This is a genomic window from Micromonospora sp. BL1, assembly GCF_003667485.1.
Classification (GTDB): domain Bacteria; phylum Actinomycetota; class Actinomycetes; order Mycobacteriales; family Micromonosporaceae; genus Micromonospora; species Micromonospora tulbaghiae.
This window is the reverse complement of sequence record NZ_RCVK01000372.1, coordinates 1-12,681: the sequence shown is the minus strand read 5'-3', so window position 1 is coordinate 12,681 and position 12,681 is coordinate 1. Positions and strand designations below refer to the sequence as shown.

Genomic DNA, 12,681 nt, shown 5'->3' with positions numbered 1-12,681 from the left:
GTGGGGTCCAGGGGGAGGTGCCTACGACGTTTGTGGCGCGTACCCGGTAGTGGTAGGTCGCACCGCGGGCCAGGCCTGTGTTGGTGAAGCCGCGACCGGTTACGTGGAACGTCGCCGGGTCGCGGGTGAAGGCGGCGTCGGTGGCGCGCTGCACGATGAACCCGGCACCCGGCCCGGCCGGCGTCGGCGCCGACCAGCTCACCGTCACGGTCGCGGTGTCCGGCCCGGACACGCTCGCGGTGACGCTCACCCCGGTCGGCGCGACAGGCCGGGCCGGGGTGGTCACCGCGGCCACCGTGGACCAGGGGGAGGCGGCGCCCAGGTACGTCGTGCGTACCCGGTAGTAGTAGGTGGTGTCCGGCGCGACGGCCGGGTCCACGTGGGCCTCGCCCACGGCGATGGCCGTGGTGCCCGGACCGCTGGTGAACGTGGGGTTGGTGGCCCGCTGCACGTCCACTCCGGTGGCGAAGGAGTGGTTGGCCCAGCGCAGCGCCACCCGCAGCGGCGCGGTCGGCGGCAGCACCGCGGTCAGCCGGGTCGGCGCGGCCAGGTGCACCGCCGCCGGTACGGCGTTGGACCAGGACGAGCAGCTCACCGCGTTCTCGGCCCGGATCCGGTAGTGGTAGGTGACGCCGGGGGTGACTGTGGCGTCGGTGTACCGGGTGGCGGTGGCGGCCACTGTGATCTCGGTCAGTCCGGTGGTGAAGGTGCTGTCGGTGGCGCGTTGGAGCCGGTGGCTGGTGGGTACGGGCCGGCTGCCGTTGCCGGTCCAGGTCAGCGCGATGGCGGGTAGTGCGGTCGCGCTGCCGGGCGCCGGGGTGGCGGTGAGCCCGGTCGGCGCCTTGGGCGCCACGCGCAGCACCAGCGGGCGGCTCATGCCCTGGTCGCGCAGTCCGGCCGAGCGGGTCTGCCAGCGGTACTCCCAGCCCAGGTTGACCAGCTGGTTGACCACGACCGCGGGGCGGCCGTCGACTGGGCTGACCGGGCCGGCGTCCAGCCGTGCGCCGGCCGGGCGGGTCGGGTTGAGCAGCCGTACGCTGTCGCCGATCTTGAACGGCAGGGCGGGCGGTACGGGACGCAGCGCCACCACGACGTCCTCCCGGGGGTTGACCCGGACGGTGTCCTTCCAGCCCAGCTCGCCCGGGTCCGGCGGGCGGACCGTGCCGTCCCAGCCGACCCGGTTGACCAGTTGCACGTCGCAGCCCTCGATGTGGACCGGGTGGGTACGCGGGGCGTCGCCGACGATCCGCCAGAGCTGCGTGCCGTCGCCGGGCGCGCCGACCGCCACGGCCGGGTCGGTGGCGTGCAGCACCTCGGTGGCCGGGTCGGCCGGTCCCAGCGGCAGGGTGGCCGGGGCGAGTGGCCCGGCGACCGGGTGGCCGACGCCGAGCCGTCCCACCGCGCGGCCGTGCCGGGCCTCGAACACCTGCCCGACCGACTTCACCGCCAGCGGCAACGTGACCGGGGCGGTCGCGCCGGCCGGGGTGAACGTGACCGAGGCGGCTCGCGCGGGAACGAGCGTCGGGCGCGGGGTGGAGGTGCCGATCGCGGCGTCGTACGCGGGTTGCGGCACGATCGGCGGCGGCTGGCTGCGGGCGTACGCCCCTGGTAGCCGCTCGGCGAGCCGCCGCGTGTCGTACGGCTCGGCCGGGGTGCCGGTCACCCGGATCTGGAGCAGGGTACGGGTGTTCGGGCCGTAACCGGGGCGGGCCGGCGGCAGGCCCCCGGCGGCGGTGCGGTCCGACGCGCCGGTGTGGTGGTCGTGGCGCGGGTCGAACCGGGGCAGCGGCGCGGGGCAGTCGTTGTAGAGGATGAGCGTGCTGCCCGGGGCCACCGTGGAGAAGTCCACCACCACGTCGGCGCGTTCGCCGGGGGCGAGCAGCAGCGCGTGCCCGTCCACGTTGAGCACCGTCGGGTCCTGCCTGTCGTACCGGTAGTCCACCGGCCGGTTGGTCAGCACCACCGGGGCGGGGAGCAGGCCGCCCTCGTTGCCGATCTGGATCATCTCGGGTCCGGCTGCGGCCGGGTCGGGCACGCCGCCGTCGCGTCCGTCCGCCGGCCAGTAGGCGGGCCGCCCCGGCGCGCGTACCGCCTCGACCATCGGCACCTCGCCGGCGTCCGGGTCGGCCGGGCTGCCGTCGGGCGCCCACATCGGCGCGTCCGAGGCGGCCCGGTAGAGCTGGAGGTTGAGCGCCCGGTCCGCACAGGCGTTGAGGATCCGGAACCGGTACGCCCGCGGCGCCACCTCCAGGTACGGGTAGGCCACGCCGTTGGCCAGCGGGGTGTCGCCGTACGCGTCGGGGACCGCCGACGGGTGCGGGACGCCCGGTACCAGCGGCGGCTCGTCGGGGTCGGTGTCGGGGTCGTGGTGCGGGTTCGCCACCGGGGCGACCCACGGGCTGGCGCCGCCGTCCGGGTCGTGGGTCCACGGCCCGTAGTCCCAGCGTCCGGTCGGGTTGGTGCCGGTGAGCCGGTACGGGTTCTGCCGCGGCTGGTAGACGTGCGGGTGCCACAGACTGCCCTTGGCGCCCCAGCGGTCCCGGTCCCAGGTGGGGTCCTGGGCGGCGAGCTGCGCGTCGTCGGGTACGAACGTCTTGTCCTCGATCACCAGCGGGAGCTGGTCGGCGGGCAGCACGCCGTCGTCGACGAGCCGTTCCTCGGCCGGGTCGGTGAGCAGGTAGAGCGCGATCTGCCCGGAGTAGACGGTGAGCCGGGACAGGCCGAGCGTGTTGTCGTGCAGCCACATGAGCCGGCCGCTCTGGTCGTTCGGGAAGTACAGCGTGGTGGCGCCCGCGCCGGGCGGCGGCATGTCCGGCACCGGCGTCACACCCACACCCGTCGGGTACGGCGTGATCTCGCCGGCCGGGGTCACCCACTGCCACGGGTTGCCGGCGCTGATCCACCCGGTCTGCGCGCCGGACAGGTGCGGTACGGCGCGGTTCTGCGGGTACGGCGCGGGACCGTCGAGCGGCCCGGCACCGGCGCCGTCGACTGTCTCGTCGACCGGCAGGAACAGCTCGCCGGCCCGTCCGGTGGGGAGCTGGTTGATGAACTTGATGCGCACCGGGCGGCCCCGCCGGGCCACGATCATCGGGCCGAGGTGCCAGGGGCGGCCGGGCGGGCTGACCGTGTTGTGCCCGGAGGGGTCGGTGCCCAGGTTGAGCTGGCGGTAGCCGCGCAGCCGGGTGGCGGGCAGGTCGCGGTGCAGGCGCTGCGCGTACTCCTGGAGGCCGATCTCGTAGTAGTCGCAGCCCGGCCAGGTGATGGTGTCGGGGACGGCGACGGGCAGGCGGGCGCCGAGCCCGGAGGTGGCCGGCTGCCCGGGTAGCGGCAGCGGGTCGACGAACTTGCGGATGCCGGTGCCGGGGACCGGGTGGCCGTCCGGGTCGAGCGTGGGCAGCGGGCTGGCGGCGGTGTTCGGCACCGGGCCGAACAGGCGCGGGACGGCGGACGGGTCGAGGCTGGCCGGGGCCGGGCCGCCGCCCGGTTCCTCGTCGCCGCCGCGAGCGGCCGGAACGGCGGGCGCGACGGAACCGGCGGGCGTCGGGGCGCCGGCGGGCACGGGCGGCGTGGTCTCCTCGGCGACGACGGCGGCGATGGCGGCGCGGTCCGGACGTCCGGGCCGGCTGCGGCGGAACAGCACCATGGTTCTCCCCGGGTCGGGGCGCGCCGGCCGACACCCCGGCGTGGCGGGCGTACGCGCTGCTGACGATCCGTGAGCGGTCCACCGCAGCATGCGACGTCACAGGGGTGAGGCGGAAGTACCCAATCGTCCCTATCTCGGCCGATCTTGGGCGTTTGGTGGAAGTTCCACGCCGGGCTGGCAGGCCGGGCACCAGTAGGTGACCCGTTCGCCCAGTTCCTCCTTGCGGACGGCGGTCCCGCAGCGGCGGCACGGCTGCGCCCGGCGGCCGTACACGTAGCTGGTGCCACCCCGGTGCAGCACCCCCGTGGTGCTCTGCGTCCAGCGGCCCCGGTTGGCCGCCAGCAGCCGCTGGGCCAACGCGACAGTGCCGGGCAGGTCCGGCACCGCGCCGACCGGCGTCCACGGCGACACGCCGCGCAGGAACAGCACCTCGCACTTGTAGAGGTTGCCCACCCCGGCCAGGTTGCGCTGGTCGAGCAGCGCCTCGCCGATGGTGCGCTCCGGGTCGGCGGCGAGCCGGCGGACCGCCTCGTCCGCGTCCCAGTCCGGGCCGAGCAGGTCCGGCCCGAGGTGGCCGACGAGCGACTCCTCGTCGGCGGTCGGCACCAGCGCCAGCTCGTGCAGGTGGTAGCCGACGGCGACCGCGGCGGGGGAGCGCAGCACCACCCGGATCAGGTGCGCCGGACGCGCGGTCCAGCGCTCACCCGGGGCGTACGCCCGCCAGGCGCCGTCCATCCGCAGGTGCGAGTGCAGCGTCCAGGGCTCGGCGTCGATGCCGGTCAGGCGCAGCAGCAGATGCTTGCCCCGGCTCGCCGACTCGCGCACCGTCCAGCCGCTCAGGTCGGTGGTGGCGAGCTGTGGCACGCGGAAGTCGGACCCGGTGAGCCGGGCCCCGGCCAGCGCGCGTTGCAGGACGCGCGCGGTGTTCCAGACGGTGTCGCCTTCGGGCACCCCGCCATTGTCCCCTACCGAATGGAATTCGCATGTGTCGCTATTTGTACTGAGGTTCCACTTGATCTGCGGAAACGCAACGATCAGGGGGTTCTGAGGAGAATGCTGATGGCACATCTACGACGTCGTACCGTCGTCGCCCTGACCGCCCTGCTCACCGTGGCCGCCGGCCTGCCCGGCACGCCCGCGCAGGCCGCGCCCCCGCCCACCGCCGCACCGGCACGCGCCGCCGCGCCCGGCTCCGAACGCTGGTCCGTCGACCTCGCCGTCGCCGGCGGCGACGACGTCAACGTCGCCTGGCGGTCCGGCCGTCTGCGGCTGGCCGACCCACGGCCCACCGCCCGCACCCGCCCGGCCGCCGTCGCCGGACCGGTCGCCGAGGGCATCCTGCTCTCCGCGCCGCGCGCCCTGGACCGGCCCGCGACCCGGGTACGCGCACAGCTCGCCGCCCGCACCGGCGACGGGGGTACGGCGGTGGCCCAGGTACGCGGCTGGCGTGCCCGCGGCTGGACCGAGTGGCGCGACGCCACCGAGGCGGTGTTCGACCAGCCGGTCAGCCGGGTCCAGGCGCGCGTGGTGCTGACCACCCGCGACTCCGCGTCGGAGGCCACCGTCACCGGGCTGACGCTCGCCGCCGACTCGGTCGCCACCACGGCGGTCCAGCCGGCCGCCGCGCTCAAGTACCGGGTGTACGCGACCCGGATCGGCCTGGTCGGCGGCATCACCGCCAACGGGCACACGGTGCGGACCCGGGACCACTTCGCGGCGCTGCCCACCCGGCGCGGCCTGTCCCCGCGCGGCACCGGCGACTACACGGTCAAGGTCTGCACCACGAGCGGCAGCCGCTGCGAGTACGCCCCGGTCTGGGACGTCGGCCCGTGGAACACCCGGGACGACTGGTGGAACCCGGCTTCGGTCCGGGAGAACTGGAAGGACCTGCCGCGCGGGAAGCCGGAGGCGCAGGCCGCCTACCAGGACAACTACAACGGCGGGCGGGACCAGTTCGGCCGTACCGTGCGCAACCCGGCCGGACTGGACCTGGCCGACGGGACGTTCTGGGACGGGCTGCGGCTCACCGACAACGCGTGGGTGGACGTGACGTTGCTGTGGACCGGCGGCGGGACGCGGGCCGTTGTCGGCTCCGGGCCGCTGAACCTGCGCGCCGGGGCGAGCACCTCGTACGCGAGCCGAGGGCTGGCCGCCACGTACGCCCACGTGCCGGTGCAGTGCTACGTGACCGGGCAGAAGATCGCCGGTACGTACCGCACCACGACGAGGTGGTACCGCCTGGTGGGCGGCAACTACGTCAGCCACGCCTACCTGTCCTCGATCTACGGCGGCACAGTCCCCCGCTGCTGACCCGTGCCGCCCTCCCTTCGCCGACCTCCCCCGCGATCTTGCAGTTTCGGCCCTCTCGCCGGGGCATTCGCCCCTTATGTCGGGGCATCAACTGCAAGATCGCGGGGGGAGGCGGGGTCAGGGGTTGGTGATTCTGATCAAGGCGCCTGGGGTGGTTTGGAGGGTGTCGGCGGCTCGGCCGGTGTTGACCGCTACGGCCACCAGGCCGGCGGAGTCGACGTAGACCACCAGGGTGCCGGGTTCGGCGTCGCCGAACGTGCGGCCGTGCACCGCCTCGTGGCCGTTCACCAGGACCCGGGACGGCAGGCCGTCGAGCAGCGCGCCCGGCGCGGCGAGCTGGACGTTGCCGAAGTGGTCGACGGTCAGCACCTCGGCGGTGAGGCCGCCCGGCTCGGCGCGTACCACCGGTTCCGGCAGCCGGACCAGCGCGCCCGGGTCCACTGTCGGTCCCGCCTCGCCCGGCGGCGCGCCGAGTGCCAGCCGGGCGGCCACCGGCGCGAACACGTCCCGCCCGTGGAACGTGCGGGACACGGCCGGGCCGAGCCAGTCCGGGTTGGTCAGCTCCACCGCGGCGGTCACCCCGCCGAGCGCCTCCGCGGCCGGGACCAGCAGCCCGTTGTCCGGCCCCACGAGCAGCCCGCCGGGCGCGGCGAGCGCGATCCCGCGCCGCGTCGTGCCGACACCCGGGTCGACCACCGCCACGTGCACGCCCCACGGCAGGTACGGCACCGTCTGCGCGAGCACCGCCGCGCCCCGGCGTACGTCGGCCGGTGGGATCAGGTGCGTCACGTCGATCACCCGGACGGCCGGGGCGAGCCGGGCCAGCACCCCGTGGCACGCGGCCACGAACCCGTCGGACAGCCCGTAGTCGGTGGTCAGCGAGACACACCGAGGGGTGCCGTTCACTTGTCGCCCGCCGGGGCCAGGTGCCGCGCCAGGCGCAGCTCGTCGTGCAGCGGGATTCCGTCCGCGCCGACGTGCGGAATGGCCGGCTTGACGGCTCGGGCCCGGTCCACAGCGCCCGCGTCCACCGCGACGATCCGCAGCCCCCGGCGCTGGTAGAAGCGCAGCGCGCCCAGGTTGTCGTTCGTGGTGACCAGCCAGATCCGGTCCGCCCCGGCAGCGGCGGCCACCTCCTCGGCGGCGGCCAGCAGGGCGCTGCCGGCCCCGGTGCCGGGCGTCGACGCGGCCAGGCTCACCACTTCCAGCCCGTCGGTGTCGACCCGGTACACCAGCGCACCGGCGAACGCGCCGCCGTCGTCGGCCGCCACCAGCGCGGGCAGGTCACGCAGGTCGTAGCGGGTGTCGTGGACCACCACGACCGGCCCGCCCCACTCCCGCTCGTGCAACGCCGTCAGCGCGGCGCGGTCCTCGTCGCGCGCCTGACGTACCCGGATCGAGGCCACCGGCACACCCTACGTTCCCGCTCCCCGGAACTCCGGGCGGTCAGCCGCGCAGGCGCAGGCCGCGCGGGGTGGCGCGGAAACCGGCGGCGGTCAGCGCGTCGCGCAGCGGGGACGCGTTCACGGCCTCGCCGTCGGCGCGTTCCACCGAGATCGCGCCGAGCGCACCCGAGTGCACCGCGTCGGCGAGCGCCTTGCCGGCCGCGCCGAGCGTGTCGGCGTCGTCGGTGAACGACAGGACCGTCCGGCCGCCCCGCTCGACGTAGAGCACCAGGTCGCCGCCGACGAGCACGACCAGCGCACCCGCCTTGCGCCCGGCCCGGTGGCCGGTGGCCGGCGCCGCTCCGTCGCCGGAGTCGACAACGCGTTCGGGCCAGGGCAGCGCCGCGCCGTACGGGTTAGCCGGGTCGGTGGCCGCGAGCACGACCGTCGGACCGCCCCGGCCCTGGGAGTCGTCGGCGAGCGCCCGGATCCGGTCCACCGCACCCGGCACCGCGAACTGCGCCGCGCCGAGCCCTTCGACGAAGTAGCCGCGCCGGGCCGCCCCGCGTTCCTCCATCGCGGACAGCACCGGGTAGACCCCGGCGAAGCCGCCGGTGACCTGCTCGGCGACGACCGCGCCCCGGGTCACCACGCCGTGCCGTTCCAGCAGCAGGTCGGCCAGGGCGGCGGCCCGGCGGGTGGGGTCGAGGTCGCGTTCGGGCAGCCGGGACCAGCGACCGGCCATGGTGGGCGGGCCGCCCCGGCTGGGCAGTGTCACCCGGCCCGGCCGGCGGTAGCGGGTGCGCGGCGCCGACGGCCGGGACCGGTGCGCCCCGCCCGCGCCGAGCGCGGCCCGCAGCGGGGCGAGCGTGTCGTTGGTGAGGTGACCGGCCCAGACCAGATCCCACACCGCGCCGGACAGGGCGGCGTCGTCGGTGGCGCCGACCCGGTCGGACAGCGAGCGGAAGAACAGCGCCTGGCCGCCGGCGAGCGCGTCGAGCACCGACTCGTGCAGCGGGGTCAGCGTCAGCGCCTCGTCCGGCGGTGGGAGCAGCAGCGGCGCGACGTCGGCGTACGCGAGCGTCACCCACCCGTCGCCGCCGGAGATCGCGCCCGCGCCGGCCCACACCACCTCGCCACCGGCGCACAGCTCGTCGAGCTGGGCGGGGGAGTAGTCGGCGACCCGGGCGGGCAGCACCAGGCGTTCCAGCGCGGACGCCGGCACGCTCACGCCCTGCAACTGCTCGACGGTGGCGGCGACCGCCTCGACGCCCCGGGCCGAGGAGCCGACCTGCTGCCAGCGGGGCAGGAACGCGGCGAGCGCGCGCGGCGGCACCGGTTCGATCTCCCGGCGCAGGGCGGCAAGGGAGCGGCGGCGCAGCAGGCGCAGCACCTCCGCGTCGCACCACTGGGTGCCCACACTGTCCGGCGCGAACTCGCCGGAGACCACCCGGCCGTTCGCGGCGAGCCGGCGCAGCGCCTGCTCCACCACGAACACGCCGAGCCCGAACCGGGCCGCGCAGGTGGCCGCCGCGAACGGGCCGTGCGTGCGGGCGTACCGGGCGACCAGGTCGGCGAGCGGATCGGCCACCGGCGCGAGGTACGCCTCGGCGACCCCGACGGGCAGCGCCACCCCGAGCGCGTCGCGCAGCCGGGCGGCGTCCTCGACGACCACCCAGCGGTCCTCGCCGGCGATGCGGACCCGCAGCACCCGCCGGGCCGCCGCCAGCTCGTCGGTCCAGGACTCCGGTACGCCCCGCTCGGCCAGCTCGGCGCCGCTCAGGTCACCGACCACGCGCAGCAGCTCGACCACGTCCTCCGGGTCGCGGGGCCGCCGCTGCTCGGTGAGCCAGCGCAGTTGGCGTGCGGTCTCGGCGAGCACGTCCGGGTCTAGCAGTTCCCGCAGGTCGACGCGGCCGAGCAGCTCGCCCAGCAGCCCGGAGTCGAGCGCCAGCGCGGCGGCCCGCCGCTCGGCCAGGGGCGCGTCGCCCTCGTAGAGGAACGCGCCGACGTACCCGAACAGCAGCGACCTCGCGAACGGCGACGGGCGCTCGGACTCCACCTCGACCAGGCGTACCTTGCGGGCGGCCAGGTCGCGCATCAGCTCGCCGAGGGCGGGCTGGTCGAAGACGTCCTGGAGGCACTCGCGGGCGGCCTCCAGCGTGACCGGGAAGTCGGCGTACTCGCGGGCCACGTCGAGCAGCTGCGCGGCGCGCTGGCGTTGCTGCCACAGCGGCTGCCGCCGCCGGGGGTCACGCCGGGGCAGCAGCAGCGATCGGGCCGCGCACTCGCGGAACCGGGACGCGAACAGCGCCGACGTGCCGACCGACTCCTCGACGAGCTGGGCGATCTCGTCCGGCTCGAAGACGACCACGTCGGCGCCGGGCGGGGTGTCCGCGGTGTCCGGCAGGCGCACCACGATGCCGTCGTCGGAGGGCATGACCTGGGCGTCCACGCCGTACCGCTCGGCCAGCCGGCGGCCGATCGCCAGCGCCCACGGCCCGTTGACGCGCGCGCCGAGCACCGAGTGCACGGCGAGCCGCCAGTCGCCCAGCTCGTCGCGGAACCGTTCGACCACCACCGTCCGGTCGTCCGGCAGCGACCGGGTGGCCGCCTTCTGCTCGCGCAGGTAGTTCATCAGGTTGCCGGCGGCCCAGTCGTCCAGCCCGCCGGCACGCAGCGCCGCGACCGCGTCGGCGTCGGACTGCCGCAGCAGCGCCCGGACCCGGGCACCGATCGCCCGGCCCAGCTCGACCGGGCGGCCGAGCTGGTCGCCCTTCCAGAACGGCATCCGGGCCGCCTGCCCGGGCGCGGGGGAGACGAGCACCCGGTCGGGGGTGATCTCCTCGATCCGCCAGGACGACGAGCCGAGCAGGAACACGTCACCGACCCGGGACTCGTAGACCATCTCCTCGTCCAGCTCACCGACCCGCGCGGCCCGCTCGGCGCCGGCCAGGAACACGCCGAACAGGCCCCGGTCGGGGATGGTGCCGCCGCTGGTCACGGCGAGCCGCTGGGCGCCGGGCCGGCCGGTCAGCACGTCGGTGGCGCGGTCCCAGACCAGCCGGGGACGCAGCTCGGCGAACGCGGTCGACGGGTAGCGCCCGGAGAGCATGTCGAGCACCGCGTGCAGCGCCGAGTCGGGCAGTTCCGCGAACGGCGCCGCCCGCCGGACCAGCACCGCCAGGTCGCCGAGCCGCCACGGCTCCAGCGCCACCATCGCGACGATCTGCTGGGCCAGCACGTCGAGCGGGTTGCGCGGGTAGTGCAGCTCCTCGATCGCCCCGACACCCATCCGTTCGGCCACCACTGTGCAGGAGAGCAGGTCGCCCCGGTGCTTGGGGAAGACGACGCCGCGCGAGACCGCGCCGACCTGGTGCCCGGCCCGCCCGACGCGTTGCAGCCCGGCCGCCACGCTCGGCGGCGCCTCGATCTGCACCACCAGGTCGACAGCGCCCATGTCGATGCCCAGCTCCAGGCTGGACGTGGCGACCACGGCGGGCAGCCGGCCGGACTTGAGCGCCTCCTCGATCTGCTTGCGCTCCTCCCGCGACACGCTGCCGTGGTGCGCCCGCGCGATCACCGCCGGCGCCCCGGCCGCCGCGCCGGACTGCGCCATCACCTCGGCCGGCTGCCGCGGCGGTCCGACCGGGCCGCCGAACGCTGCCGCCCCCCGACGTACCCGGTCCCCGTCGCCCGGCTCGCCGCCGGACACCGCGCCGGGCCCGCCGCCGTCGTCGAGCCCGGCCCCGTCGCCGGCCGGCGGGCCGTCGGCGCCGGGCAGCAGATCGGATACGCGCACCGGCTCCCCGCCCCGGGCCACGCGGCTGCCCTCCGGGGCGGACGCCGCCTCCAGCTCCTCGGCGGCCAGCTCGTTGAGGCGGGCGCAGAGGCGTTCGGCGCTGCGCCGGGAGTTGGTGAACACGATCGTGGACCGGTGCGCGCGGATCAGCGCGAACACGCGTTCCTCGACCGCCGGCCAGATCGAGGGGCGGCGGGGTGCGAGGCCGCCCAGGTCGTCCTCCGGCGGCTCCTGCTCGTCGAGGCGGGTCATGTCCTCCACCGGGACCTGGACGCTGACCTCGATGGTCTTGTTCGCCGGCGGCTGCACCACGTCGACCGGGCGTGCGCCGCCCAGGAAGCGGGCGCACACGTCGATCGGCCGGACGGTGGCGGACAACCCGATCCGTTGGGCGGGACGCTCCAGCAGCGCGTCGAGCCGTTCCAGGGACAGCGCCAGGTGGGCGCCGCGCTTGGTGCCGGCGACCGCGTGCACCTCGTCGACGATCACCGTGTCGACGCCGCGCAGCGAGTCGCGGGCGGCGGAGGTGAGCAGAAGGAACAGCGACTCGGGCGTGGTGATGAGGATGTCCGGCGGGGTGCGGGCGAAGGCCCGGCGCTCGTCGGCCGGGGTGTCGCCGGTCCGCATGCCGACGGTGATGTCGGGCGGGACCAGGCCGAGCCGGGAGGCGGCCTGGCGGATGCCGGTGAGCGGGGCGCGCAGGTTGCGTTCCACGTCGACGGCGAGCGCCTTGAGCGGGCTGACGTAGAGCACCCGGCAGCGGCGCCGGGGATCGGCCGGCGGCGGTTCCTTGGCGAGCCGGTCGAGCGACCAGAGGAACGCCGCGAGCGTCTTGCCGGAGCCGGTCGGCGCGACGACGAGGGCGTTGCGTGCGGCGGCCACCGAGCGCCAGGCGCCCTCCTGGGCCGGGGTGGGCGCGGCGAACGCCGCGGTGAACCACTCCCGGGTAGCCGCGCCGAACTCCGCCAGGACACCGCCCGGCCCGTCTGACCCGCCTTGCCCGCCTGACCCGCCTGGCCGGCTCGCCGGGGTCACCTCGTCCGCCACGCTCCCATCCTGCCGCGCCGGTGTGACATCCGGCCCGCCGCCGGACCGTTCCGTCCCGCCCGCGGCAGCCCGAGAATGGAATGGGCGATTATTCCGTTAAGTCTTACTTAACTGCTTGCTTGTGGGCTGCAACATAAAGTAACTTCACTCGCGATGCGGCGTGGGGTGGAGGCGTGGATGACCGTCGAGGACCGAGGTCTGGGTTCCGGAACCGACGTGCTCATCCGCAAGGTCGACAGTCGCCTGGCCGCGCTCCGCGCCGCGCTGCACGGCCCCGATCTCGAACTGGCCGAGGAACTGGCCGCGCGGCTGCGCGAGATGATCCTGGCGACCGCCCGCTCCAGCGCCGCCGACCGAGCCCGCGTCCGGGCCGCCGTGCACTACTTCGTCCAGCGCCGGGAGAGCCGCGACGCCCGGCTGCCGCTGCGCTCCCTGGTCGCCGCCCAGCGCGCCGTCGACCGCGCCGCCCGCCAGCTGGCCACCCCCAACCC

7 protein-coding genes are annotated in these 12,681 nt (G+C 75.8%); 2 read left to right on the top strand and 5 right to left on the bottom strand.

The window, feature by feature from the left end; genetic code table 11:
* A partial coding sequence (locus EAD96_RS27785) for a fibronectin type III domain-containing protein (protein WP_121686323.1) occupies nucleotides 1-3,646 on the bottom strand: 3,646 nt, incomplete at its 3' end.
* 129 nt (nucleotides 3,647-3,775) lie between these two features.
* Complete coding sequence (locus EAD96_RS27780) at nucleotides 3,776-4,597, bottom strand: DNA-formamidopyrimidine glycosylase family protein (protein WP_121686322.1); 822 nt, start codon at nucleotides 4,595-4,597, stop codon at nucleotides 3,776-3,778.
* A gap of 108 nt (nucleotides 4,598-4,705) precedes the next feature.
* Between EAD96_RS27780 and EAD96_RS27775 the strand changes: the two genes are divergently transcribed.
* Nucleotides 4,706-5,956, top strand: a complete 1,251-nt coding sequence (locus tag EAD96_RS27775) for a hypothetical protein (RefSeq protein ID WP_121686325.1) — start codon at nucleotides 4,706-4,708, stop codon at nucleotides 5,954-5,956.
* A 117-nt stretch (nucleotides 5,957-6,073) separates the two neighbouring features.
* On the opposite strand, the gene EAD96_RS27770 is transcribed toward EAD96_RS27775, so the two are convergent.
* Genes EAD96_RS27770 through EAD96_RS27760 form a run of 3 tightly spaced genes read right to left on the bottom strand, consistent with a single transcriptional unit; the run spans nucleotide 6,074 to nucleotide 12,112 of the window.
* Nucleotides 6,074-6,862, bottom strand: coding sequence for an S-adenosyl-l-methionine hydroxide adenosyltransferase family protein (locus EAD96_RS27770; protein WP_121686321.1), 789 nt, complete (start codon nucleotides 6,860-6,862; stop codon nucleotides 6,074-6,076).
* Nucleotides 6,859-7,362, bottom strand: coding sequence for a GNAT family N-acetyltransferase (locus tag EAD96_RS27765; RefSeq protein ID WP_158614824.1), 504 nt, complete (start codon nucleotides 7,360-7,362; stop codon nucleotides 6,859-6,861). The genes EAD96_RS27770 and EAD96_RS27765 overlap by 4 nt, the downstream gene beginning before the upstream one ends.
* A gap of 40 nt (nucleotides 7,363-7,402) precedes the next feature.
* On the bottom strand, nucleotides 7,403-12,112 hold the full coding sequence (locus EAD96_RS27760; protein ID WP_121686324.1) for a DEAD/DEAH box helicase: 4,710 nt from the start codon (nucleotides 12,110-12,112) through the stop codon (nucleotides 7,403-7,405).
* Nucleotides 12,113-12,367: 255 nt separating this feature from the next.
* On the opposite strand from EAD96_RS27760, the gene EAD96_RS27755 reads away from it, so the two are divergent.
* Nucleotides 12,368-12,681 (top strand): hypothetical protein (locus tag EAD96_RS27755; protein ID WP_121686319.1); only part of this gene is annotated, 314 nt, incomplete at its 3' end.

What these genes read in the sequence shown, in the direction of transcription:
- EAD96_RS27775 (WP_121686325.1), top strand. Translation starts at nt 4,706, where the DNA reads ATGGCACATCTACGACGTCGTACCGTCGTCGCCCTGACCGCCCTGCTC.